Source organism: Paenibacillus sp. TAF43_2, from assembly GCF_052113545.1.
GTDB lineage: Bacteria > Bacillota > Bacilli > Paenibacillales > Paenibacillaceae > Pristimantibacillus.
The window spans coordinates 14471-39899 of sequence record NZ_JBFRDK010000044.1 but is presented as its reverse complement, the minus strand read 5'-3'; the positions used below and the strand labels follow the sequence as shown (position 1 = coordinate 39899).

The following is a 25429-nucleotide window of genomic DNA, read 5'->3' as shown; positions in this document are numbered from 1 at the left end:
CGTTAGCGTTGCGGGACATGTCGTTGGCGCGCAAATGAAACAATTAATCGAAGCCTATGTGAACGGAAACGTGCAGGAAGCTGCTCGAATAAATGGTATTTTACATCCAATTTTCAGAGGTTTATTCAATTGTCCTCATCCTGTACCTAATCCTGTGGCCGTGAAATTTGCACTTGGCTTAAAAGGTTTGCCAGTTGGAGGAGTTAGACTTCCGCTTGTTACTGTGACCGAGGCTGAGGCCGCATTCTTACGCAATTTACTGGTGTAAATACACGTAATCGTTGATTGCAGCCGGTGCATCCAGCATCGGTTTTATTTTTTTGGGAAGCATATTGCATAATAGCAATATCGTGTTTCACTTGTATTCCAGCTTTTTCTTCATGTATAATGATTTCAAGTGACTGGGTGCGGCAAATATTTGGAAATGAAATTAACGTCAGAGCGGCATCTGACGATAACAACGCATAGGTAAACAATGTTCGGCATTAATTACCTGTGGATCCGTACAAAATAAATATTGCTTTTCCATATTACGACAATACTTACGAGGCCATTATAGCTTCGCAATAATAATTAGATGCTTACGGAGCCGTTCGCTTCGAAATATTTAAGAAAATGCTTACAAAGCTATTTTGCTTCGAAAATTAACCCAATGATTACGAAGCGAATTTCGCTTCGCAAAATTTTAAGGAGGAAAACACTTGTCTAAGAAGAACAACCAGGATAAATTGCTCATTTTTGCACTAGGCGGAGTTGGCGAGATCGGGAAAAACATGTACGTCATCCAATATAACAATGATATCGTTGTAGTTGACTCAGGACTTAAGTTCCCTGAAGAGGACATGCTCGGAATCGATATTGTTATCCCTGACATCTCTTACCTAACGGAAAATCGCGACAAAGTTCGCGGAATTATTATTACACATGGTCACGAGGATCATATTGGCGGTTTGCCTTATGTACTAAAAAGCTTAAATGTGCCATTATATGCAACAAAATTAACACTCGGACTTATCGAAGGAAAATTGAAGGAAGCCGGCTTGCTCGGAGAAACGAAACGTATTCTCATCAATGCTGATAGCGAAATTCAATTAGGCACGATTCGTGCATCCTTCTTTAGAACGAACCACAGTATTCCAGATTCCGTAGGTGTCAGCTTGGATACACCGGAAGGTACTGTTGTTCATACAGGTGACTTTAAATTTGACCATACGCCGGTGAATGAGCAATTTGCTGACTTGCAGCGTATCGCTGAGATTGGCAAGCGCGGCGTTTTGGCGCTATTGTCAGACAGTACAAATGCTGAACGTCCAGGATACACGCCATCTGAAGCACAAGTTGGCGACAATCTAGAGGATATTTTCCGCAAATCGTCACAACGCGTTGTCGTAGCAACTTTTGCTTCCAACGTACATCGGATTCAACAAATTATAAATGCTGCTATTGCAACAAAACGTAAGATTGCGGTTGTTGGCCGCAGTATGGTTAACGTTGTAGGTATCGCTTCTGATCTTGGCTACTTGAATATTCCAGAGGGAATGATTATTGAGCCGGAAGAAGTAAACAAATTAGCTGCTGATCGTGTTGTTATTTTGTGTACAGGCAGTCAAGGAGAGCCGATGTCGGCGCTTACTCGCATGGCTCGTTCGACACATCGCAAAGTTGATATTTTACCAGGCGACACCGTCATTATTGCGGCAACACCAATCCCGGGCAATGAAAGATATGTTGGTCGTACTGTTGATGAATTATTCCGCCTTGGCGCAAATGTTATTTACGGAAATGGTTCCGTTTCAGGCGTTCACGTATCTGGTCACGGCAGCCAAGAAGAACTTAAGCTTATGCTTAACTTGATTAAGCCCAAATACTTCATTCCTATCCACGGTGAATATCGTATGCTTCGTCAGCATGCGAAGCTTGGAGAAGCAATCGGAATTGAGCGCGAGAACATTTTCGTTATTGATAACGGTGATACAGTTGAGTTCCAGAACGGCAGCGGCCGCAAAGGCTCGAAAGTACAAGCAGGAAACGTATTGATTGATGGATTGGGCGTAGGCGATGTAGGTAACATTGTATTGCGTGACCGCAAGCTTTTGTCGCAAGATGGCATTTTGGTCGTTGTTGTTACATTAAGCAAGCAAGATGGCGCGATCTTGTCTGGTCCAGATATTATTTCTCGCGGTTTCGTTTATGTTCGTGAATCCGAAGGTCTTCTTGATGAAGCCAATCGCATCGTAACATCGACGCTTACACGTTTGATGAATGATAAAGTAAATGAATGGGCATCGCTCAAAACGAATGTGAAGGATGCGCTTGGTCGTTTCTTGTACGAGCAGACTCGTCGTCGTCCAATGATTTTGCCAATCATTATGGAAGTTTAACATATAAATAATTAATGAAAAGAATCGCTTGTCCTTTCCGCAATTGCCGCGGCGGACACAAGCGATTCTTTTTTTATGTAAAAACCGAAACCGTTTCTGCTTGGTTTGTCAAATCAAGAGATCTAGACTGTATTTTGTATAATTTTTTGACCAGACCTCATACTATGACGAGCATCAACATAAGAGGGGGATATTTAAATGAATGGTCACACAAACATGCAGTTTACTTCAGAGCAGCCTGAACAACCTATTCCAGACGATAAAAAAAAGGCAAATGCTGTTGTCGAAACGATTCAGCAGCTTGGTCAGACAGCGGCTCCTGCATTGACGGAATCCAATATCTTTTGTATGACCATCATTGGGCAAGTGGAGGGACATCTCGTTTTGCCTCCGCAAAATAAAACGACTAAATATGAGCATCTTATTCCACAACTCGTAGCAGCTGAACAAAATCATAAAATTGAAGGTGTGTTTATCGTTCTGAATACTGTAGGCGGCGATGTCGAGGCAGGACTGGCAATAGCTGAAATGATTTCATCACTCAGCAAGCCAACAGTAACGCTCGTGCTTGGCGGAGGACATTCCATAGGTGTTCCGATTGCCGTAGCTGGCGATATGTCGTTTATTGCAGAGACAGCAACGATGACGATACATCCAATTCGTCTAAACGGTTTAGTAATCGGTGTACCACAAACCTTTGAATATTTGGATAAAATGCAGGAGCGCGTCGTACGATTTGTAACTTCGCACTCGAACGTGACGGAACATACATTTAAAGAGCTCATGTTCAAGACGGGGGAGCTTACACGGGATATAGGAACTACGGTTATTGGGTCAGATGCAGTCAAGCATGGTCTGATTGATGCCGTTGGCGGCTTGGGTGAGGCGTTAAAGGAATTAAACCGAAGAATTGAGGCTTCCAAGCTCGGCAGAATTGAGGTGAATATCCAATGACACTTTATACGAATATGCCTCTTGAGGTTGTGCTGGAGGGCTTTAATGACGAAATGGAGCAACCGCAAGAGGTATGGTCAAATGGTGTAAAGATGCAGGTGACTCCTATCGCACCGGGAATGGGGAAAATTATTCGTTTATTAGATTGCAGCCTCGATGACTATCTCAATCCAAATTTAATGCCGGGCACGATTGTGAATTATAAATAATGAACAAACAAATGTTCGTGCAAATGTCTCATAGGAACATTTGCCCACCTATGGTATAATCTTTTACCAGAGGTGACGGATTTGGCAAAGAAAAAGAGACGAAAAAAATCAATTGGCACAAACTTAAAATATGAAGTATATGGAATTTTGCTTATTACAATTTCAATTATTGCCCTCTCTGGTGAGGCGGCTGTCGGGCGCTCGTTATCCAAGCTGTTTGGGCTTGTGCTCGGCAAATTTTATTTTGTATTAGCACTAATTGGGATTGTCATTGGACTTGCGGTCATGATCAAACGCGCTTGGCCTAAAGGATGGACGAACAAGCGAACAGGTTTGTTTATTATGGTGCTGGCGTTTACACTCATGAGCTCCATATCTGAAATTGATCAAAAGCTGAGCCCTACGGTTGATTTGACAGGGTCGAAGATTTTTAATCAGCTTAGCAGCGATTTGAAATTATCTTTAATAAGTGTACCGGCCGAAAATGATTTGCCGATCAGAGACAAAGAAATAAGCGGTGGTTTTGTAGGCGCTATTCAATATTCATTATTTTTCTCTTTGTTCGGGTATTATGGCGCGAAGCTTATTATGTTTGTTATGTTCGCGATCTCTATCATGCTTATGACAGGTAAGTCGTATGTGGAGTTAGGGAGATTGGTTACGACCCGTGGCAATCGCATGTTCAAGCTGCTTGCAGCTAAATGGGAGAAGAGAGCTTCCCTGCGTGCTGCCGCAGCAGCACAAGCGAGTGCCAATGTTGGACAGGCTGATTTCGATGATGATGATGAAACGATTGATGACGATCATGAAAGTTATGTTGCTGCTCCTCCCAAGAAGAAGAAGAGAAGATCCTTGTTTTTCTCTTGGAGACAGGATCAAGATGAGGAAGAGTCTGATATATCCATTCATCCGCAGGATGAATGGGTGTTCGAGCCAAATGGAACGGACACGCTTGCAAGCGTGAAGCCAGCCTGGCAAAATGATATCGAACCGCCTTGGGAGAAATCCGGCGCCGATTTACATACAGAATTGACTCCAGATATTCATGAGCATGACAGCACGCCGCCATGGGAAAATGCTGGTGATGGTCTTATAATCGACCATGAGCCGCTTGTACCTAATCGTGATGAAGCATGGAACCAAACGAATCCTATCCAGGAATTGGCAAATTCAGAGCTGCTAAACGATACTCTGGAAGAGGCTGAGGATGATGATACGGATTTATTGGAGCCTGAAATAATCGAGGCTGGTGCTAATTCTTCAGAAGCGCTTATGTATGAGGAAGATACGGAGCAACCGATTCCGAAACGTCCTATTGCCGAAGAGAACGCACCTAAGCCTTACTTGCTGCCGCCTTTTACACTGCTTACTAAACCGAATTTAATGAGCAAAAATGCAGATGCATCCGACATGTACGACTCTCGCCGAAAGCTGGAGGCAACGCTGGAAAGCTTTAGCGTACGTGCCAAGGTACTGGATGTTGTTCGCGGGCCAGCAGTAACTCGTTATGAAGTTCAGCCGGCAACAGGCGTTAAGGTTAGCCGAATTGTTGGTTTAACGGATGATATCGCTCTTGCGCTAGCAGCTAAGGATATTCGGATGGAGGCACCGATTCCGGGGAAATCAGCCATAGGGATAGAAGTGCCAAATATGGAGGTTTCCGTCGTAACGATGCGGGAGGTAATGGAAACCACTGCGTTTCAAAATGCTGCGTCCAAATTGTCTATCGCGTTCGGCCGAGATATATCGGGACAGACGATCGTAGGCAACTTAGCCAAAATGCCCCATTTGCTTGTAGCAGGTGCTACAGGTTCGGGTAAATCCGTTTGTATTAACGGCATTATTACGAGTATTTTGTATAAGGCTGCGCCAGACGAGGTTAAATTTCTTATGATTGACCCAAAAATGGTTGAGCTGAACGTATACAATGGAATTCCGCATTTGCTCGCTCCTGTTGTTACGAATCCTAAGCGTGCTTCTCTGGCTCTAAAGAAAATTGTTGTTGAGATGGAAAGCCGCTATGAGCTTTTCTCAAAATCCGCAACTCGCAATATCGAAGGCTACAACAATTTAATGGCCGATAATCCTGCAGCTGTTCTTCCTTATATCGTTGTTATTGTGGACGAGCTTGCTGACTTGATGATGGTTGCTGCAAACGATGTAGAGGACTCCATTGCAAGGCTTGCTCAAATGGCGCGTGCAGCTGGTATTCATCTTATCATTGCAACGCAGCGGCCATCAGTCGATGTCATTACGGGCGTTATTAAAGCAAACATTCCTTCTCGTATTGCTTTCGGTGTATCTTCTCAGGTAGACTCTCGCACCATTCTTGATATGGTAGGAGCAGAAAAGCTGCTTGGTCGCGGTGATATGCTTTTCTTGCCGGTTGGGATGTCGAAGCCGATCAGGGTGCAAGGGGCTTTTTTATCCGATCAGGAAGTAGAATCATTAGTAAACTACGCACGCGGTCAAGCCGAAGCGCAGTATAAAGAGGATCTTGTACCGGAAGTTGAAGAGGAAACAACGGATGGGAACGAAATGCTCGATGAGCTTTATGATCAGGCGGTACAAGTGATATTGGAAGCGAAGCAGGCATCGGTTTCCTTGCTGCAGCGGCGGATGAGAATTGGCTATACTAGAGCGGCAAGATTAATCGACCAAATGGAGGCTCGCTCTATTGTTGGTCCTTATGAAGGCAGTAAGCCGCGGGAAGTGCTAATTACACTCGATCAATTTCAAGCTGGAAGAGCTAGCTCATAATACCGAAGTTTGCAGAAAACGGAACGAAGTGCATAGAAGTGGGATCAACTTCTCATACTAAAGTTAGGTAACGCTACCTTAAGCGAACTAACTTGCAAGAGAAAGGCAGATCCCATCATGAGAAATCGTTTGATTTTGGTGACCTCGATTATCGTGCTGTTGTTGTTCGGTTCCTTTTCGTTACTGAGCGGAAAGCATGACGGAGTAAAGGAAACGTTCAGCAACGCCACCTTAACGGTAGGCTCAACTGGACAAGACGTAAAAGAATTGCAAGGACGGCTAAAGCACCTCGGTTATTTTAAAGGTGATATAGACGGGAAGTTTGGATCGAGCACAAAAAATGCGGTCACTTGGTTTCAATGGAAGTTTGGGCTTAAATCGGACGGTATTGTCGGTGCCAAAACAAAGCTGAAGCTCTGGGAAGCAACCAAAAAATGGACGCCATCAGCAGCAGCCCCGCCTGCTTCCGGTTCTAATTCTGGCGGTAAAGAAAATGCTGGTTCTTCCGGCAATAAGGCACCCATTGGAGGTTCCAACCGATTAGGCTTGTCGGAAAATGACATACAGATTATGGCTAATGCCGTATACGGTGAAGCAAGAGGCGAGCCGTATGAAGGCCAAATCGCGGTTGCAGCGGTTATCATTAACCGTATGAAGTCTCAAAGTTTCCCCAACACGATTTATGGTGTCATCTTCCAGCCTGGTGCCTTTACAGCGGTTGCTGACGGTCAAATTTGGCTCACGCCTAATGCGAAAGCGCGCGAGGCAGTTATGGATGCCATAAACGGCCAAGATCCGTCTGGCGGTTGTCTTTATTATTTCAATCCAGAAACAGCAACCTCAAAATGGATCTGGACAAGAACACAAATTAAAACAATCGGCAAGCATATATTCTGTATGTAACTATAAGCCATTCTCGAAAGGAAGCAGCCGTTACTGCCTAGTGCAGCAGTGGTTGCTTCTTCCATTTCCTATAGGTTAGAATGGTATAGTGATTTGTTTAATGGAATAGATTTACTCTATAACGCGCCGTTGAAAGGAGCAAACTGAGTGTCCACATTTGAAAGAGGGCAGCTGCAGCGCATTCGTCTGCATGTATTGCCTACAAAACGATTCAAAACGTTTGCCATTTCGTTATTTGCGGGACTTTCACTTGAAGAAGCAACAGTAACACCGGTTGCTCTTATTCCGTTTGTACTGAGAAGAGGCACGGCGAAATTACCAGAAACGATTACTTTTCGTGAGAAGCTTGATGATTTATATGGAGCAGGCTTTGGGTTTGATGTATATAAAAGAGGCGACTCTCAGATCGTTCAATTTCGAATGGATGTCATAAATGATGAGTTTGTTTCATCCGATACTCCACTTCTTGCAGAATCGCTGCAATTTCTAGGTGATGTAATAACAGACCCGCTCATAGATCAGAATGGTTTCCATCAGAAGTATGTAGATGCCGAAAAAACGACGCTCAGAAAACGTTTAGAGGCGATCGTAAATGATAAAATTCGATACGCTGCTGAGCGCTGCTTGGAAGAAATGTGCGCGGATGAGCCTTATCGTTTGCATCCACTAGGTAAGCTTGCTGAAATCGAATCCATTACCTCATCGTCACTTTATGATTCCTATTTGCAGTGGCTGGATAATGCAGCGCTTGACTTGTATGTCGTTGGAGATACGACGCTTGAGGAAGTAACGAAGCTTGTGTCGAGCGCCTTCAAGCTGAAGGATGGTTCACCATCTGCTTATTCAACGCCTAACATCCACCACCCTGTTAAGGAAGTAAAACAGGTTACAGAACGGATGGAAGTGAGTCAAGGTAAGCTGAATTTAGGACTTCGTACGGGAGTCGGGTATGTTGACGATGCTTATCCAGCTGCATTAATGTACAACGGCATCTTGGGCGGATACCCTCATTCGAAGCTTTTCTTGAATGTCCGCGAGAAAGAGAGCTTGGCTTATTACGCTGCATCCCGTCTTGATGGACATAAAGGGTTATGCACAATTCAATCCGGAATTGAGTTTGCAAATTACGAGCGAGCAGTTGCGATTATTAAAGAGCAGCTTGAAAGTATGCGTCAAGGAAATCTCTCGGAACTTGAGATGAACCAAACCAAGGCGATGATATCCAATCACCTTCGTGAGCTTCAAGACTCAGCATATGAGATGATTGCTTATGATTTTAATGGCGTGTTAACGGGTAAAGATCGAAGTGCAGAGCAGTTGCTTGAACAGGTTCAAGCGGTAACAGCTGAGGATATCGTTAAGGTTGCAGAGCAAGTACAGCTCGATACGATTTACTTTTTGCGCGATCGAAAGGAGGCATAAAAGGTGCAGACCCTAAATTATCCAAATGTTCAGGAAACCTTGTATCGTGAAGTGCTTGATAATGGACTTGAAGTTATCGTGCTTCCGAAGGAAGGCTTTCATAAAACGTACGCGACATTTTCTACAAAATACGGTTCCGTTGACAACCGTTTTTCAGTTGGCAGCCAGCCGCCTGTAAAAGTGCCGGACGGTATTGCACATTTTTTGGAACATAAAATGTTCGAAGAGCCTACAGGCGATATTTTCGCAGTATTTGCCTCTCAAGGTGCATCGGCTAATGCCTTTACGAGCTTTGACCGAACCGTATACTTGTTTTCGGCAACGGAGCAAATTAACGCGAATTTAGAGACGCTTATCAATTTTGTTCAGAACCCTTATTTTACGGATACAAATGTGGAGAAGGAAAAAGGGATCATTGAGCAAGAAATCAATATGTACCGCGACAATCCGGATTGGAGAGTCTATTTTGGATTGATTGATGCGCTTTATCATGAGCATCCTGTTCATATTGATATCGCCGGCACTGTCGAGTCCATCAGGCAAATAGATAAGGAAACGCTATATCGCTGCTATGAAACGTTTTATCACCCATCAAACATGTTGTTGTTTGTTGTTGGCGGAGTGAAGGCGGAGGAAGTATTCCAGCTTGTCCGCGACAATCAAAATAGCAAGTCATTTGAACCACAAGGACCGATTGAACGTTATTTTGAGAAAGAGCCGGAAACAGTGAAAATTGCGCGTAAGGTAACGGAGCTTCCTGTATCATTGCCTAAATGCATGCTGGGCTTCAAAGAAAAGCAGACAGGTCTTGAAGGGGAAGCGCTTCTTCGTCAAGAAGTAACGACCAAGCTGATGTTGGATGCTTTGATTGGACCTAGCTCTAAGCTTTATCAGCAGCTGTATGAAAATGATCTGATCTCAGATTCATTTGGAAGCGAGTATAATTCGAGTACGGGTTATGCTTTCTCCGTTATCGGCGGAGATACTCCAAATCCTGATGAGCTTATAAAGCAAATCCGAACGGCGGTTGAAGCCGTTTTGGTAAGCGGTATTGAGCCTGCTGCGTTTGAAAGATCCAAACGTAAAAAAATCGGTGGATATTTGCGTATGCTTAACTCCCCAGAAGCAATTGCCGGTGAATTTACAAGATATCGATTCCGTGACAGCGACATGTTCGACGTCCTCGATTTCTATGAGAAATGTACACTTGAACAAGTGAATGAACGGCTCCGCGAGCATTTTGATTTTGATCAGCTTGCAGTATCCATTGTGGAACAGCCTTCAAAATGAAGACGCTCCAACAGATGACGGTTCTTATTACGGGGGGAAGCCGCGGCATCGGAGCAGCTATTGCTAAACGATTTGCTGCGGAAGGCGTAAATATCGTTATCCATTACTTGCAATCTCATGAAACAGCAAATGAAACGGCACGGATGTGCATGGCTCTTGGCGCGAATGTGTTAACCATTTCTGCTGATCTGCGCTCTAAGGAGCAGCTGGAGCGGATGCGGGAGAAGCTGGAGAGCCATAATATGCTTCCCGATATATTGGTTAATAATGGCGGAATTTCACATTATGGCATGTTAATGGATGTGACAGAGGAAGAATGGGATGATGTGATGGCGGTCAACCTAAAAGGAATGTTCCTTTGTTCGCAGCTATTTATGCCGAATATGATTGCACAGCGCTTTGGCCGCATCATAAATGTTTCTTCTATTTGGGGAATGTCAGGTGCTTCGTGCGAGGTTCTCTATTCCACGACGAAGGGTGGCATGAACGCCTTTACTAAGGCGCTGGCGAAAGAGCTGGCGCCGACAGGCGTTACTGTCAATGCGGTTGCTCCTGGTGCAGTTGAGACAGAAATGATGGATGGGTTCAATGCGGAGGAAAAGGCAGCTATTCAGCAGGAAATTCCGGTTGGGCGTTTTGGCTCAACAGATGAAATTGCTTCACTTGTTTATTTTCTTGCACTGCCGGAATCTTCCTATATTACGGGCCAAGTCATTAGTCCGAATGGCGGATGGCATACGTAGTCGGTGGCTGCTGCTGCTTGGGACAAGCTTGTTGCATAATTAGAACAGTGTTTACGCATCATATGACTGTTGATGATTTTTTTCTATACCCTTAGGAGGCGAAGAAACATGTCAACCGTACTTTCTAATTTTGCAACATGGAAGCAATTTTTGGCAGAGCGCGTATCGCAAGCCAAAAAAATCGGCATGACGGAAGAAACGATTTCAAGCTTAGCTTACGAAATCGGTACTTTTCTCGACGAGAAGGTCGATCCGAAAAATGAGGAAGAACGCGTATTGAAGCAGCTATGGGACGCCGGCGATGAAGCAGAACGCAAAACACTTGCATGCTTAATGGTCAAGCTCGTTCAGGAGTCTTAGCAGCAATCGTACGAAATCGTCATCTTCCTTAACAAAAGCAGAAGCAGAAGAGCCTCCTCTAGGAGGCTTTTCTGCAATGTTTCTTTTTGGGTTGCAGGATTGTGACGAAACTTGTAGAATTATGTTTCATGATGTATGTAATCTTCTTTTACATACTTCTACAAGAACAGGTTTAGGACGGTGACCGCATTGGAATCGARACAATGGTACATGGAATACAAAATACATAAAAACCGCCCGGGTTTGCTTGGAGATATCGCCTCATTGCTCGGTATGCTTGAGGTTAATATTATGACAATTAACGGTGTGGAAGRTAGAACAAGAGGCATGCTGCTTCAAACTGACGATGATGAGAAGATTGAATTGCTTGGCAAAATGCTGCAAAAAGTAGATAATATTACTGTTAACAAACTGAGAACGCCTACAATTGTAGATATTTTGGCAGTGCGCCATGGACGCTACATTGAGCGTGACTCTGATGATCGCAAGACGTTTCGTTTTACACGTGATGAGCTAGGCATTTTGGTCGATTTTTTGGGTGAAGTGTTTAAACGAGACGGCAATCAGGTTATAGGAGTAAGAGGGATGCCGCGAGTTGGGAAGACGGAATCCATTATTGCAGGAAGCGTATGCTCGAACAAACGATGGTCCTTTGTGTCCTCCACCTTATTGCGCCAGACGGTTAGAAGCCAGATGTCAGAGGATGAAATGCAGCCGAATACAATCTTTATCATTGATGGCATCGTCAGTACGATTCGTTCAAATGAAAAGCATTACAGCTTGCTTCAGGAAATTATGGCTATGCCATCAACTAAAGTAATTGAGCATCCGGACATATTTATTAAGGAATCCAATTACGATTACAGCCATTTTGATATTATTGTTGAATTACGGAACAACCCAGATGAAGAAATTTCTTATGAGTCCTTTACAACTAACTATACAGACGATTTCTAATCGGAAGGAGGCCGTCTCATGTCTGACTTAGGAGAATTGCTTCGCAAGGCGAGAGAGCAACGTGGATTAACGCTTGACGATATTCAAGAAACGACAAAAATTAGAAAACGGTATTTGGAAGCGATTGAAAGTGGAGACCACACGGTTTTGCCTGGTCCTTTTTATGTACGAGCATTTGTGAAAAATTACTCAGAAGCTGTTGGGCTTGATCCGGACGAAGTGCTTCGTTTGTATCAGCATGAGGTGCCTGCAGCGCCGGTAGAACAAATATCTGAGCCAATTGTATCAAGATCACCAAGACGTGTGCAGTCCCAGTCTTCAGAAAGACTAGGGAAAATCGGCTTCAATGTGATGATGTGGTCGTTTCTTATTTTAATTGTTGTCGTCATCTGGGTGTATGTTATTAATAATGACACAGGTGGTGCCAAACAAACCGACAACAATACCAATATCACGGAAGTTTCAAAACCTCCAGCTACGAACGAGGGAGGAACCGCGGGTGGCAACGAAAACACGCCAACCGACAATCCAGCTCCGCCAACACCAACACAAGCACCAACGACGGTTACTTTCGGAAGTAAAGTAGGCAAAGCGGATCAATATGATATCGGTCCTGTTGGCGTTGCTCATAAGGTTGAAGTTAAAGTGAGCGGCGGCAGAAGCTGGTTAGAGGTACGTTCAAACAGCAATCAAGGCGAGAAGCTTTATTCTGCAAATGCTGAGGACGGCAGTGTAGAATCATTTGAACTTACGGGTCCGCTTTATATCAATGTTGGTAGAGCAGATTTGACGGAAATTAAGGTTGATGGCGTTATTGTTCCTGACGGGGACAGAGCGGGCTCGAAGAAGCTGCTGCTTAAACCTCTAATTGACGAAAACGCTGCAACAGGTGGAAATTCTGAAACTGGAACTGAATCTGGCGCTAACACAGATACAGGTACGGGAACGAATCAAACGAAAACGGAATAATGATTACCGTAACAAAGGAGAGATTGAATTGGCATCAGAAAATGCATTTGATATTGTATCCAAGGTGGATATGCAAGAATTAGCCAATGCGATTAAGCAGGCGGAGCGGGAAATTGAAACACGCTTTGATTTTAAAGGCAGCAAGAGCTCCATTGCACTTGAGAAGGAAGACCTTGTTGTTGCTTCAGAGGATGAATATAAGCTTAAGAGCGTGCTGGACATTTTATTATCCAAAATGGTAAAACGCGGAGTTCCAATTAAAAATATGGACTACGGAAAAATTGAAGGTGCTTCCGGCAATACGGTTCGTCAGCGCATTAAGCTAAGACAGGGTATTGAGCAGGATGTCTCGAAAAAAATTAATATTCTTATCCGCGATTCAAAGCTGAAGGTAAAAAGCTTGATTCAAGGCGACCAGTTGCGAGTTTCCGGTAAAAGCTTAGATGATTTGCAAGCTGTTATGAAGCTGCTTAGGGAAGCAGATTTGCCTGTAGAGCTTCAATTTACTAATTATCGTTCCTAACAAGCAAAAACTACTTCAGTTTCCTCTGGATGCTGAAGCAGCTTTGACGAAGAAATATAAGATGAGTAGGTGCAAAATATATACTTTCTTATATTTAAAAAGGCTTCGTTTCATCGGTTTCCGAGAAACGGGGCTTTTCGTTTTGGTAAAGCCAAAGATGAAAAATGAGGCTTTAGCCGCTTTTGACACGTGTAATGGCATGTATTATACTTATTTAGACAGCTTTACAGTTGGATCTGGGGGATACATAGATGAGAGAAAAAACACATGCGGTCACTCAAAGCTGCTTTACAAATGAGTTGCAGCTGGGACGAAAATCTGATTTTTTTTACAAACAAAGGGTTCGCGTAACGCACACCTATGAGTTAGATCGATCTGAGGAGGGAATTGCGTGAATCTGGCGAACCGCATTACACTAGCCAGAATATTTTTGGTGCCGGTTATTATGTTTTTTCTGCTTATTAAAGTGGATTTGGGGTCGTTCACGATTTCTGACTTCTCCATTACATACAATCAAATTGCAGCGGCACTCATTTTTATTGTGGCAGCAAGCACAGACGGTCTAGATGGTTATATTGCAAGGAAAAACAAAATTGTAACTAACCTCGGCAAGTTGCTTGACCCTTTGGCGGATAAGCTTCTCGTGGCGGCAGTTCTCATTTCACTTGTTGAAATGGATAAACTTAATGCGCTGATTGCAATTGTTATTATCAGTAGAGAGTTTGCTGTTACAGGACTTCGTCAAATCGCACTTTTAGAGGGTTCTGTTATGGCTGCCAGCACTTGGGGAAAATGGAAGACGGCGATTCAAATTACGATGATTATCGCTCTCCTTATTAATAATTTCCCATTCAATTTTATTGATTTTCCATTCGATGTTATCGCAAGCTGGGTTGCAGCTGCTATTACGGTTTACTCAGGCATTGATTATTTCTTGAAGAACAAACATCTGATTCCGGTAGAATAATGGTAAAGCATCTTTCCGTCAAAAAGGGGAGATGCTTTTGCTTATATGCCTGTATTTGCCTGTATTTACTCATACATTTGAATATGAAGGAGAACTTGAATCATGAAAGCAGAAATTATTGCAGTCGGGACAGAGCTGCTGCTCGGGCAAATTGTTAATACGAATGCCCAATACTTATCGCAGAAGCTTGCAGAGTTGGGTGTAGACGTCTATTTTCAGACTGTAGTTGGGGATAATTCTGCTCGCCTGAGGCAAGCCATTGAGATCGGCAGAAGCCGAGCGGATTTGCTTGTTTTYACTGGCGGACTCGGACCAACACAAGATGATCTTACAAAAGATGTATTAGCTGATTATTTGAACCGTGAGCTGAGTATTCATGAGCCGTCTATGTCAGCAATTGAGCAGATGTTCAGCTCGCGCGGCATTCATATGGTGGAGAGCAATCGTCGTCAGGCTTTGATGATCGATGGCGGGGTTCCGTTGGAAAATACAACAGGCTTAGCAGTTGGCAACGGTTTGTCTGTTGATGGAACACTTTATTTGCTGCTGCCGGGACCGCCGCGTGAAATGAAGCCGATGATGGAAGGCGCCGGTGAACGGTGGCTGCGTTCGATGTTGGGAGAGGCCAATCCGCTTTATTCTCGCATTTTAAAGTTTGCGGGGATAGGTGAATCCAACCTCGAAGCTAAGCTTCTGGATCTGATTGATGGGCAGCTTGATCCTACGATCGCGCCATATGCAAAGGAAGGCGAGGTTTCGATACGCGTATCGACCAAAGCGAGCTCTTCCATTGAGGCTGATCTGAAAATCGATAAAAGTGTGCAGCAGATTAAGGATCGGGTAGGCGAGTATTTGTATGCAGAGCAGGATATCCCTCTGGAGGAGGAGGTTATACACCTGCTGAGAGCCTCAAGACGCAAGCTGGCGAGCGCGGAAAGCATTAGTGGGGGTTTGCTTGCCGAGCTAATTACAAACGTTCCTGGAAGCAGTGGAGAGTACGTAGGAGGGGTTGTCACCTACACCAATATAATGAAGCATCATTTGCTCAGCATTCCGATGACTCAACTTGAAGGCGAAGGGGCTCCTGGAGCGATTAGCGATTCGACTGCTGCTTTGATGGCAGAGCGGGTTCGAGAACTCTCCGATGCTGATTTTGGCGTTTCTTTGACAGGAGTTGCTGGACCAGCGCAATCAGAAGGCAAGCCAGTGGGTCTTGTCTATGTAGGAATTGCCGAGCGCGGCAAACCGACCGCTGTTCATACGCTGAATTTGAGCGGCGGCAGAGGCATGATCAGAATGCGAGCAGTAAAGTCTGCTTTGTATCGTTTGTGGCTTGCGCTGCAAGCACGGTAATTTTGCTGATTAGGAATGGCAGATGCATGTTTGGTAAATGGATAATTGCCATAAATAATGTTTGTCAATTGACGGTTTGACCGTTATAATAAAGCTTAGTTATCGGAAGAACCGTAGCGAAGATTACCTTTGCTGCGGTTTTTTTATGTCCATTTAAGGGGGCGAAGCGAAAAGGCGAATGTATGTTCGAAAAAATGCTTGTCAACCTGCCGGAAAAAAGGTATCATAAAATTATAAATAAAGAAGGATGTGAGTTTCTTGTCGGATCGTCGCGCTGCACTAGAAATGGCTTTGCGTCAAATTGAGAAACAATTTGGTAAAGGCTCCATCATGAAATTGGGAGAATCCACACACATGCAAGTTGAGACCGTGCCTAGCGGTTCGCTTGCTCTAGATATTGCTTTGGGAATAGGCGGATTACCGCGTGGACGGGTTATCGAAATATATGGGCCGGAATCTTCTGGTAAAACGACAGTCGCGCTTCACGCGATTGCTGAGGTTCAAAAAATTGGCGGACAAGCTGCCTTTATCGATGCCGAGCACGCGCTTGACCCGCTTTATGCAAGCAAGCTTGGTGTAAATATTGATGAGCTATTGCTTTCGCAGCCTGATACAGGCGAACAAGCTTTGGAAATTGCCGAAGCTCTTGTAAGAAGCGGCGCGGTAGATATTATCGTTATTGACTCTGTTGCGGCACTTGTACCGAAAGCTGAAATCGAAGGCGACATGGGTGATTCTCACGTAGGTCTTCAAGCTCGTCTGATGTCTCAGGCTTTGAGAAAGCTATCGGGAGCAATTAGCAAATCGAAAACAATTGCGATCTTTATTAACCAATTGCGTGAGAAAGTCGGCGTTATGTTCGGTAACCCCGAGACAACACCAGGCGGACGCGCATTGAAATTCTACTCAAGCGTACGTCTTGACGTACGTCGTATTGAGACGCTGAAGCAAGGCAATGACATGATAGGTAACCGTACTCGTATTAAGGTTGTTAAGAACAAGGTTGCTCCACCGTTTAAGCAAGCTGAGGTGGACATCATGTACGGCGAAGGTATTTCCAGAGAAGGTACGCTTGTTGATATCGGTGTTGAGATGGATATCGTTCAGAAGAGCGGAGCATGGTTCTCTTACAATGGCGAGCGTCTGGGCCAAGGTCGTGAGAATGCGAAGCAATATTTGAAAGATCACAAGGATGTTGCCGAAGTTATTGAAAAGCAAATTCGCGATGCGAGCAACTTGTCTGCAGCTGCAACTCAGGCTAATTTCAAACCTGATGAAGACGATGAAGAGTTCGAAGATCTAGAATAAATTGTCCGGCAATTATACGTGTTGATGCTTCGCCGTCCTGTTAGGGACGGCGAAGCTGTGTTTAGAGAGGATGTACCGTATGACCCAAAGCCATTCAAGAACCGAAGAAGAATGGATGATATTATCCGTTAAGCAAGACAAAAAAGAACGGAAGTTATACCATCTTTTTGCCGAGTCAGAGAAAGCTATTCTGTCCGTGCATGAAGATATATTGATTCGTTATCGATTGACCAAGGGACAAATTGTAACCGAAGCTCAAGCCGATGAAATACGAATGGAAGATGAGCGTTATCGGGGATATATAATGGCTATCGCATATTTGGGTGCAAGACCGCGAACGAGAAAGCAGATTGAGCAATATTTGAATCGCAAGTTTTTTGAAGCTGACAATATTCAGTATGCCCTTGACCGTTTAGAAAGAGAGCATATTGTGGATGATGAACAATATGCACGCCAATTTGCGACCAGCCGACTTAAGAATCGCTTAAAGGGTCGACGGTTCATTCAGCAAGAGCTGCAGCAGCGAGGCGTGTCGAAAGAAGCCGCAGCAGAAGCAATCGGTTCACTGGACCAGAAAGTGGAATTAGCATCTGCTAAGAAGGCTGCGGAGAAGAAATGGCGATCTTTAAAAGGCGAACCATTTGAGAAAAAACGTAAGCTTATGGGGTATTTAATGCGCAGCGGCTTTCCGGGAGATATCGTGAAAGACGTGATAAAGTCGATCGATCTGGATGGGGAAGAAGACTCATTCGAGGAAGATGATGGGCTTTTGCTTGACAATTGATTTTACGAAAAGATAAAATGAGGTTGTATTCCTTCATTATTGAATCAATTTTCCTTCCAAAAGTTGATTCAATACGATTATTTTCGTCAAATTAGTAAATGTTTAAACGGTTTGAAGCCGGTTGAAAACCTAATATCATCCCAAGCAGTGCCTTGGTGTATGCAACAAGGAGGTGAACAAGATGCCTAATGAGATCATTTGGATCTTGATCTGTCTCTTTGTTGGCGCAATATTCTTTGGGATTGGTTATTTTATTCGAAAGTCGATTGCCGAGGCCAAAATTTCAAGTGCTGAGCAAGCTGCTATTGTAATCGTAGAAAATGCGAAAAAAGAAGCGGAAGCTCAGAAGAAAGAAACTGTGCTAGAGGCAAAAGATGAAGTCCACAAACTTCGTTCCGAAGCCGAGAGAGACATTCGTGAACGTCGCAACGAGGCTCAACGTCAGGAAAGACGTTTGCTCCAAAAAGAGGAGTCGCTGGATAAAAAGTTAGAAGCGCTAGAACGCAAAGAAGAAACTGTAGCCAACAAAGAAAAACGGATCGAAGAAACGCAAGAGCAGATCGACTCCATTTACAAGCAACAGTTAAGTGAATTGGAACGTATATCGAGTCTGACAACGGAAGATGCGAAATCGATCATTTTATCCAATGTTGAACAGGAAGTACGACATGAGACAGCACAGATGATTAAAGAGATCGAGCAGCAAGCGAAAGAAGAGGCCGATAAGAAAGCCCGTGATATTATATCACTAGCTATTCAGCGCTGTGCGGCAGATCATGTGGCTGAGACGACGGTTTCCGTCGTAACCTTGCCTAATGAAGAAATGAAAGGCCGTATTATTGGGCGTGAAGGCCGTAATATCCGTGCTTTGGAAACATTGACTGGTATCGATCTTATTATCGACGATACACCGGAAGCGGTCATTTTATCTGGTTTCGACCCGATAAGACGCGAAATTGCCCGCACTTCTTTGGAAAAGCTTGTGGCTGACGGTCGTATCCATCCTGCCCGCATTGAAGAAATGGTTGAAAAATCTCGTAAAGAAGTGGATGAGCGTATCCGTGAATACGGTGAGCAAGCTACTTTCGAGGTTGGCGTTCATAGCTTGCATCCGGATTTAATCAAGATTTTAGGTCGATTGAAATATCGGACAAGTTATGGTCAAAACGTGCTGAAGCACTCAATGGAGGTCGCTTACTTGACTGGATTGATGGCAGCAGAGCTTGGTCAAGATGTTACGCTCGCAAGGCGTGCAGGCTTGCTGCATGATATCGGTAAAGCGCTTGACCACGAAGTTGAAGGATCACACGTTGAGATCGGCGTTGAGCTCGCTAAGAAATACAAGGAGCATCCTGTCGTAATTAACAGTATTGCCTCCCATCACGGTGATACGGAAGCCACTTCCGTTATCGCGATGCTCGTAGGAGCAGCAGATGCATTGTCCGCTGCACGCCCTGGAGCTCGTCGTGAAACCCTTGAAACGTATATCAAACGTCTGGAGAAGCTTGAAGACATTTCCGAATCGTTTGAAGGCGTTGAAAAATCATACGCGATCCAAGCTGGCCGCGAAGTGCGCGTCATGGTGCAGCCAGAGAAAATCGATGATACAGAAGCATTCCGACTCGCTCGTGATATTACGAAGAAAATCGAGAGCGAACTTGATTATCCGGGACATATTAAAGTTACGGTTATTCGTGAGACACGCGCGGTTGAATATGCAAAGTAAGCAAAAAAAATATAAGCTTTTCAGAAAAGTGGCTGCTAGTTAGCCACTTTTCTGTTTGCAGGCGTACAAAAAAGGAAGTGTAATGAATGAACGTATTATTTATCGGCGATATCGTAGGCAATGTAGGAAGAAGCGCGTTAAAGCGAGTACTGCCAGCACTTAAAAGTAAATATAACCCTCATATTATTATTGCGAATGGCGAGAATGCCGCTGCTGGTCGTGGGATTACAGCAACCATTGCTAAAGAATTTTTCGAATGGGGAATCCATGGCATAACGATGGGCAACCATACGTGGGATAATAAAGATATTTTTGAATGGATCGACGACGAGCCGCGCTTGGTTCGCCCAGCAAATTATGCAGAAGGCGCTCCTGGACAAGGCATGGCTTTTATTAAGGCTGGCGGCAAGCAGCTTGCTATTATTAACTTGCAAGGCCGCACCTTTTTACCGCCAATCGATTGTCCATTCCGCAAAGCAGACGAATTGATCGAAGAGGCAAAAGAGCAAACGAACAATATTCTTGTTGATTTTCATGCGGAAGCAACCTCGGAGAAAATCGCGATGGGATGGCATCTCGATGGCAGAGCTTCTATCGTGCTTGGCACGCATACGCATGTACAAACGAATGATGATACGATCCTTCCTGGGGGCACGGCTTACATAACAGATGTTGGCATGGTTGGCCCTAAAGAAGGTGTGCTTGGCATGGAGCGAAACGCTGTATTGCATAAATTTATTACGCAGTTGCCGGTTCGCTTTGTAGTGGATGAAGGCAAGTGGCATTTGCATGCGATCTCTGTTCAAATCGATGATGCGACAGGGCAGGCCCGGAAAATTGAGAAGATTCGTCTTACGGAAGATGAATGGCTTCTGATGTAATGCTATGATTCTATCGAAAGTTCTGACAATTCAGAACAGTTTGTTAATATGCGGAATAAAAGCAGGAATTTTTTAAACTCCCTCGAATACTATTTAAAAGTGGAATCCATCCAACAGTCCAAGGGGAGGTTCTTTTTATGGATGTATTAAAAGTTTCAGCAAAGTCCAATCCAAATTCCGTTGCAGGTGCGCTAGCTGGCGTTCTTCGTGAACGTGGTGGTGCGGAGCTGCAAGCCATTGGTGCTGGTGCGTTAAATCAAGCGATCAAAGCAGTTGCGATTGCTCGTGGATTTGTCGCTCCCAGCGGGGTGGATTTAATTTGCATACCGGCTTTTACTGACATTGTTATTGATGGGGAGGATCGAACAGCAATCAAATTGATTGTTGAACCTCGGTAGCAAGTCCAAGCGGCGTTAAGATGTAAGCCAATTGGATTAAAAAACAATCGTTCGCCTGTTTACGTCGTAGACAGGTTTTTTTGCTGCAAATTATAAACGGTGAGGTGCGTCTATGAAAGTGGTAGATTTCCATTGCGATGTGCTATGCAAACTGTTGATTGATGAAAATTTAAATTTTCAAGGCAATAAGCCCGGCAAATTAGATGTTACATACGAGCGTTTAAAGGCTGCAGGAACGATCTTGCAAACTTTTGCTATCTATATTCCACAATCAATGAATGGTCGACTAGAGCCGATTTTGGAGAGTATAGATCGTTTCCACCAGATGGTATTAAGCTGCGAGGACATGGTGTGGGTAAGGACAACCCATGACTTGGATTCTTGTATTAAGGATGGAAAAATCGGAGCATTACTGTCGCTTGAAGGTGTTGATGGTCTTCAAGGACAAATGTCGCTGCTTCGCATCATGCATCAATTAGGCATACGTGCAGCTGGAATGACATGGAATCATGCGAATTGGGCTGCGGACGGAGCGATGGAGCAGCGTGGCGGGGGCTTGACCGCAAAAGGGAAATTGCTAGTAGAAGAATGCAATAATTTGGATATACTAATAGATGTATCACATTTATCTGAACGTGCGTTCTGGGATGTTGCTGAGCTTTCCAAGAGACCGATCCTAGCCTCTCATTCAAATGCAAGAGCAATTTGTGATCATCCGCGAAATTTGAGGGATGCCCAAATTGAAAAAATAATTGAGATGCATGGAGTAGTAGGGGTTACTTTTGTGCCTTGGTTTGTATCCAGCGCGGAAGTCGTTGTCATCGATGATTTATTGCGTCATATTGAGCATATTTGTGAGCTGGGCGGAGCATCGCATATTATGCTCGGCTCTGATTTTGACGGAATTGATAGTTATATGAAACAATTAACGCATCCTGGAGAACTCGTTAATCTTCAAGAGGCACTTCTTAAACGATATTCTGAGCAGCAAACAGAACAGTTTATGTCCGGCAATGCACTTCGTTTTCTTCGGGAAAATCTCCCTTTTAACTAAAAGGAATTCGATCTATTTGCGGTATGGGATTGATCGAAACAAACTATGCTTATATTAAGCGTTTACATCTTGATTTTTATAGATATGCGCTTTAAACTTGTTGTGACTGTTATGAATTATACTATATAATTACTTGATGAAATAGAATATTGCACGTTTTAGACAAAGAGGAGTTGGGCATTTTGATTAGTCAATTGTCTTGGAAGATCGGGGGACAACAAGGTGAAGGCGTCGAAAGTACAGACCGGATATTTTCCACGGCGCTAAACCGCTTAGGCTATTATTTATATGGATATCGTCATTTCTCCTCGCGGATCAAAGGCGGACATACGAATAACAAAATTCGTATAAGCACGAAGCCGATTCGTGCTATTTCGGATGATTTGGATATTTTGGTTGCTTTTGACCAAGAAAGCATTGATTTGAATGCAAAGGAATTGCGTCTAGGCGGCGTTATCGTTGCAGATGCAAAGTTTAACCCAACGATACCTGAAGGCATAGATGCTAGACTGTTTGCTGTTCCGATTACGAAGATGGCTGAGGAGCTAGGCACTTCATTAATGAAAAACATGGTTGCCTCCGGCGCTTCTTGGGCGCTTCTTGGTCTTCCGCTTGAAGTATTCAATAAAGCGGTTGAAGAAGAGTTTGGACGCAAAGGCGCAGCTGTTGTAGAGAAAAATATCGAAGCGGTAAAAAGCGGCGCTGAGTTTGTGCTGGAGCAAGCGGGCGGACCGCTTGACGAATTTAAGCTAGATGAGGCGGACGGGCAGCAGAAGCTGTTCATGATCGGCAATGAAGCAATCGGTCTAGGTTCTTTGGCAGCTGGTTGCCGTTTGATGGCGGCTTACCCGATCACACCAGCTTCCGAGATTATGGAATATTTGATTAAAAAGCTTCCGAAATTCGGCGGAACAGTCGTGCAAACGGAGGATGAAATTGCAGCGGTAACGATGGCGATTGGTGCAAATTATGCTGGCGTTCGCACAATGACCGCTTCTGCGGGTCCTGGACTGTCGCTAATGATGGAGGCTATTGGTCTTGCAGGCATGACAGAAACACCGCTGGTCATCGTTAATACGCAGCGTGGCGGTCCTTCAACGGGTCTACCTACGAAGCAAGAGCAATCGGACTTGAACGCAATGGTTTATGGCACACATGGAGAGATTCCAAAAATCGTCATTGCTCCTGCATCGATTGAAGACTGCTTCTACGATACGATTGAATCGTTCAATTTGGCTGAAGAATATCAAGTACCGGTTATTCTGATGACCGATTTGCAGCTGTCGCTCGGCAAACAATCCTGTGATCAGCTTGATTACAGCAAAATTGAAATCAAACGCGGCAAACTAGTCGAGAATGTGCCTGCCCTTGAAGGCCACGACTTGTTTAAACGCTATGAGCTAACAGAAGATGGCATTTCCCCTCGTGTATTGCCTGGCGAGAAGGGCGGTCTGCATCATGTGACCGGCGTAGAGCATGATGAAACTGGACGTCCATCGGAGAATGCAATGAACCGTCAGCACATGATGGATAAGCGTTTGAATAAGCTGAATGATATGTACATTCGTGAAGCTATTCGTGTTGACGCGCCTCATGAAACGCCTGATTTGCTTATTATCGGTATGGGTTCTACTGGCGGCACGATTGATGAAGCTAGAAGCTTGCTAACTCTAGATGGCGTGAAAACGAACCATATCACGATTCGTCAAATTCATCCGTTCCCAACTAAACCTCTGCTTCCTTACTTGCAAAATGCGAAAAAAGTAATTGTCATCGAAAATAATGCAACCGGACAGCTGGCAGGACAAATTAAAATGCATGCTGGTTTTGCAGAAAAAATCGATAGCTTGCTTAAATACGACGGTAACCCATTTTTACCTTCCGACGTTCACAAAGCATGTAAGGAGTTGAGTTTAGATGGCAACGTTCAAAGAGTTTAGAAATAATGTAAAACCTAACTGGTGCCCGGGCTGCGGAGACTTTTCTATTCAAGCGGCGATTCAACGTGCAGCAGCTAACGTAGGATTAGAACCTGAGAACCTAGCGGTTATATCAGGTATTGGATGTTCAGGCCGGATCTCTGGCTACATTAACGCATATGGCTTCCATGGCATTCACGGCCGCGTTCTGCCTATCGCACAAGGTGTAAAGCTTGCTAATCGCGAGCTTACAGTAATCGCTTCAGGCGGAGACGGAGACGGCTTCGCTATTGGTATGGGGCACACGGTTCACGCGATCCGTCGCAACCTGAATGTGACTTATATCGTAATGGATAACCAAATTTATGGCTTAACCAAAGGTCAAACTTCACCGCGCAGCGCAGAAGGCTTCAAAACAAAATCGACGCCGGAAGGCTCGATTGAGTCAACGCTGTCACCGCTTGAGATTGCGTTGTCAGCGGGTGCAACATTTATTGCTCAATCGTTCTCGAGTGATTTGAAGCAGCTGACGAAATTAATCGAAGAGGGAATCAACCACGAAGGTTTCTCCTTGATTAACGTATTCAGCCCATGTGTTACCTTCAACAAAATTAATACGTACGACTGGTTCAAGGAAAATATCGTGAACTTGGAGCAATTCCCTGATTACGATCCAACAAACCGCGTGCAGGCGATGAACAAGATTATGGAAACAAATGGCATGCTCACAGGACTTATCTATCAGAATAAAACGCGAAAAGCCTATGAAGATTTGATTACAGGCTTCAAGCCCGAGGCTCTAGCTAAGCAAAATATCAAAATCACCCCAGAAGAATTCGATAAGCTTGTTGCCGAATTTAAATAAGTGGTATGATAAGCATGCGGCCAAAAGGCCGTATGCTTTTTCTTTCAACTCTGTGGAAAACAACAAAATTAAATCAGGAGAGTGACAACATGATACATAGAGGAGTACCAATCGGAGTATCGGCTAGACATATCCATTTATCACAGGAGCATGTTGAAATATTGTTTGGCGCAGGTTATGCGTTAACTGAAATGAAACCATTGTCTCAGCCAGGACAATACGCTGCGAATGAAACAGTAGCGGTTGTTGGTCCAAAAGGAACATTTGGAAAAGTAAGAATTCTCGGACCTGCACGGAAAGAGACGCAGCTCGAGGTATCTCGTACGGACGCATTTGCGTTAGGCGTTAACCCGCCAGTTCGGGAATCCGGTAATACAAAAGGCTCTGCAGGCATTAAGCTTCAAGGACCTGCTGGAGAGGTTACAATCGAAGAGGGCGTCATTGTAGCGGCTCGTCATATTCATTTCCACACAAGCGATGCTGAGCGGTTTGGTATTGCGGACAAGCAGTCGCTGCGGGTTCGTTTCGCTGGCGAGCGCGGTGTCGTATTCGAAAATGTTGTTGCACGTGTATCTGATCAATTCGCACTTGATATGCATATCGATACAGATGAAGCAAATGCAGCAGGCGTGAAAAACGGAGATATGGCTGAAATCATAGATTAGTCAATAAAAAACAGCTTCCCTGTCGTCAGAGACGATGA

The 25429-nt window shown here is 44.3% G+C and carries 24 protein-coding genes; all 24 read left to right on the top strand.

Going from position 1 to position 25429, the window contains the following annotated elements:
* A partial coding sequence (locus AB4Z17_RS12605; RefSeq protein WP_441960034.1) for a dihydrodipicolinate synthase family protein occupies positions 1 to 268 on the top strand: 268 nt, incomplete at its 5' end.
* 433 nt (positions 269 to 701) lie between these two features.
* The gene (locus AB4Z17_RS12600; protein ID WP_053375776.1) at positions 702 to 2381 is read left to right on the top strand and encodes a ribonuclease J; all 1680 of its coding nucleotides are present in this window, start codon (positions 702 to 704) and stop codon (positions 2379 to 2381) included.
* Positions 2382 to 2597: 216 nt separating this feature from the next.
* Complete coding sequence (locus AB4Z17_RS12595; protein ID WP_430055122.1) at positions 2598 to 3335, top strand: ClpP family protease; 738 nt, start codon at positions 2598 to 2600, stop codon at positions 3333 to 3335.
* The gene (locus tag AB4Z17_RS12590; protein WP_441960032.1) at positions 3332 to 3544 is read left to right on the top strand and encodes a YlzJ-like family protein; all 213 of its coding nucleotides are present in this window, start codon (positions 3332 to 3334) and stop codon (positions 3542 to 3544) included. The genes AB4Z17_RS12595 and AB4Z17_RS12590 overlap by 4 nt, the downstream gene beginning before the upstream one ends.
* A gap of 81 nt (positions 3545 to 3625) precedes the next feature.
* The gene (locus tag AB4Z17_RS12585) at positions 3626 to 6304 is read left to right on the top strand and encodes a DNA translocase FtsK (protein WP_441960030.1); all 2679 of its coding nucleotides are present in this window, start codon (positions 3626 to 3628) and stop codon (positions 6302 to 6304) included.
* Positions 6305 to 6421: 117 nt separating this feature from the next.
* Positions 6422 to 7207, top strand: a complete 786-nt coding sequence (sleB, locus tag AB4Z17_RS12580; protein WP_441911354.1) for a spore cortex-lytic enzyme — start codon at positions 6422 to 6424, stop codon at positions 7205 to 7207.
* A 147-nt stretch (positions 7208 to 7354) separates the two neighbouring features.
* Positions 7355 to 8629, top strand: coding sequence for an EF-P 5-aminopentanol modification-associated protein YfmF (gene yfmF, locus AB4Z17_RS12575; protein WP_441911356.1), 1275 nt, complete (start codon positions 7355 to 7357; stop codon positions 8627 to 8629).
* A gap of 3 nt (positions 8630 to 8632) precedes the next feature.
* Positions 8633 to 9919: an EF-P 5-aminopentanol modification-associated protein YfmH gene (gene yfmH, locus AB4Z17_RS12570; protein WP_441960029.1), complete on the top strand. Its 1287-nt coding sequence runs from the start codon at positions 8633 to 8635 to the stop codon at positions 9917 to 9919.
* Positions 9916 to 10662 carry an elongation factor P 5-aminopentanone reductase gene (ymfI, locus tag AB4Z17_RS12565; RefSeq protein ID WP_076269202.1) on the top strand — a complete coding sequence of 249 codons (747 nt, stop codon included), beginning with the start codon at positions 9916 to 9918 and terminating at the stop codon, positions 10660 to 10662. The genes yfmH and ymfI overlap by 4 nt, the downstream gene beginning before the upstream one ends.
* A 108-nt stretch (positions 10663 to 10770) precedes the next feature.
* Positions 10771 to 11022: a DUF3243 domain-containing protein gene (locus AB4Z17_RS12560; RefSeq protein WP_076269203.1), complete on the top strand. Its 252-nt coding sequence runs from the start codon at positions 10771 to 10773 to the stop codon at positions 11020 to 11022.
* Between the two features lie 210 nt (positions 11023 to 11232).
* Positions 11233 to 11979: a DUF3388 domain-containing protein gene (locus tag AB4Z17_RS12555; RefSeq protein ID WP_441960027.1), complete on the top strand. Its 747-nt coding sequence runs from the start codon at positions 11233 to 11235 to the stop codon at positions 11977 to 11979.
* An 18-nt stretch (positions 11980 to 11997) separates the two neighbouring features.
* Positions 11998 to 12948 (top strand): RodZ domain-containing protein, encoded by a 951-nt coding sequence (locus AB4Z17_RS12550; protein WP_441960025.1) that lies wholly within the window; start codon positions 11998 to 12000, stop codon positions 12946 to 12948.
* Between the two features lie 28 nt (positions 12949 to 12976).
* Positions 12977 to 13471: a YajQ family cyclic di-GMP-binding protein gene (locus tag AB4Z17_RS12545; RefSeq protein WP_076269206.1), complete on the top strand. Its 495-nt coding sequence runs from the start codon at positions 12977 to 12979 to the stop codon at positions 13469 to 13471.
* A gap of 391 nt (positions 13472 to 13862) precedes the next feature.
* A complete protein-coding gene (gene pgsA, locus AB4Z17_RS12540) occupies positions 13863 to 14438 on the top strand; it encodes a CDP-diacylglycerol--glycerol-3-phosphate 3-phosphatidyltransferase (RefSeq protein ID WP_138751526.1) in 576 nt (191 codons plus the stop codon).
* A gap of 102 nt (positions 14439 to 14540) precedes the next feature.
* Positions 14541 to 15791: a competence/damage-inducible protein A gene (locus AB4Z17_RS12535; protein WP_441911362.1), complete on the top strand. Its 1251-nt coding sequence runs from the start codon at positions 14541 to 14543 to the stop codon at positions 15789 to 15791.
* Positions 15792 to 16049: 258 nt separating this feature from the next.
* On the top strand, positions 16050 to 17099 hold the full coding sequence (recA, locus tag AB4Z17_RS12530) for a recombinase RecA (RefSeq protein WP_054028920.1): 1050 nt from the start codon (positions 16050 to 16052) through the stop codon (positions 17097 to 17099).
* Positions 17100 to 17178: 79 nt separating this feature from the next.
* Positions 17179 to 17883, top strand: a complete 705-nt coding sequence (locus AB4Z17_RS12525) for a regulatory protein RecX (RefSeq protein ID WP_441960023.1) — start codon at positions 17179 to 17181, stop codon at positions 17881 to 17883.
* A gap of 181 nt (positions 17884 to 18064) precedes the next feature.
* A complete protein-coding gene (rny, locus tag AB4Z17_RS12520) occupies positions 18065 to 19609 on the top strand; it encodes a ribonuclease Y (RefSeq protein WP_076269209.1) in 1545 nt (514 codons plus the stop codon).
* A gap of 86 nt (positions 19610 to 19695) precedes the next feature.
* Positions 19696 to 20490, top strand: coding sequence for a TIGR00282 family metallophosphoesterase (locus AB4Z17_RS12515; protein ID WP_339208984.1), 795 nt, complete (start codon positions 19696 to 19698; stop codon positions 20488 to 20490).
* Positions 20491 to 20627: 137 nt separating this feature from the next.
* A complete protein-coding gene (locus AB4Z17_RS12510; RefSeq protein ID WP_006036664.1) occupies positions 20628 to 20888 on the top strand; it encodes a stage V sporulation protein S in 261 nt (86 codons plus the stop codon).
* Between the two features lie 112 nt (positions 20889 to 21000).
* On the top strand, positions 21001 to 21942 hold the full coding sequence (locus AB4Z17_RS12505; RefSeq protein WP_441960022.1) for a dipeptidase: 942 nt from the start codon (positions 21001 to 21003) through the stop codon (positions 21940 to 21942).
* Positions 21943 to 22124: 182 nt separating this feature from the next.
* Positions 22125 to 23882 carry a 2-oxoacid:acceptor oxidoreductase subunit alpha gene (locus AB4Z17_RS12500; protein ID WP_339208989.1) on the top strand — a complete coding sequence of 586 codons (1758 nt, stop codon included), beginning with the start codon at positions 22125 to 22127 and terminating at the stop codon, positions 23880 to 23882.
* Positions 23860 to 24726: a 2-oxoacid:ferredoxin oxidoreductase subunit beta gene (locus tag AB4Z17_RS12495; RefSeq protein ID WP_076269213.1), complete on the top strand. Its 867-nt coding sequence runs from the start codon at positions 23860 to 23862 to the stop codon at positions 24724 to 24726. Before AB4Z17_RS12500 ends, AB4Z17_RS12495 begins: the two co-directional genes overlap by 23 nt.
* 89 nt (positions 24727 to 24815) lie before the next feature.
* Entirely contained in the window at positions 24816 to 25391 is a 576-nt protein-coding gene (gene pduL / locus AB4Z17_RS12490; protein WP_372239009.1) for a phosphate propanoyltransferase, read from the top strand.
* The last annotated feature ends 38 nt before the right edge of the window (positions 25392 to 25429 follow it).

Coding starts and splice junctions, on each gene's coding strand:
- AB4Z17_RS12595 (WP_430055122.1), top strand. CDS start 2,598: ATGCAGTTTACTTCAGAGCAGCCTGAACAACCTATTCCAGACGATAAA.
- AB4Z17_RS12590 (WP_441960032.1), top strand. CDS start 3,332: ATGACACTTTATACGAATATGCCTCTTGAGGTTGTGCTGGAGGGCTTT.
- sleB (WP_441911354.1), top strand. CDS start 6,422: ATGAGAAATCGTTTGATTTTGGTGACCTCGATTATCGTGCTGTTGTTG.
- ymfI (WP_076269202.1), top strand. CDS start 9,916: ATGAAGACGCTCCAACAGATGACGGTTCTTATTACGGGGGGAAGCCGC.
- AB4Z17_RS12560 (WP_076269203.1), top strand. CDS start 10,771: ATGTCAACCGTACTTTCTAATTTTGCAACATGGAAGCAATTTTTGGCA.
- AB4Z17_RS12550 (WP_441960025.1), top strand. CDS start 11,998: ATGTCTGACTTAGGAGAATTGCTTCGCAAGGCGAGAGAGCAACGTGGA.
- AB4Z17_RS12525 (WP_441960023.1), top strand. CDS start 17,179: ATGACCCAAAGCCATTCAAGAACCGAAGAAGAATGGATGATATTATCC.
- rny (WP_076269209.1), top strand. CDS start 18,065: ATGCCTAATGAGATCATTTGGATCTTGATCTGTCTCTTTGTTGGCGCA.
- AB4Z17_RS12515 (WP_339208984.1), top strand. CDS start 19,696: ATGAACGTATTATTTATCGGCGATATCGTAGGCAATGTAGGAAGAAGC.
- AB4Z17_RS12510 (WP_006036664.1), top strand. CDS start 20,628: ATGGATGTATTAAAAGTTTCAGCAAAGTCCAATCCAAATTCCGTTGCA.
- AB4Z17_RS12505 (WP_441960022.1), top strand. CDS start 21,001: ATGAAAGTGGTAGATTTCCATTGCGATGTGCTATGCAAACTGTTGATT.
- AB4Z17_RS12495 (WP_076269213.1), top strand. CDS start 23,860: ATGGCAACGTTCAAAGAGTTTAGAAATAATGTAAAACCTAACTGGTGC.
- pduL (WP_372239009.1), top strand. CDS start 24,816: ATGATACATAGAGGAGTACCAATCGGAGTATCGGCTAGACATATCCAT.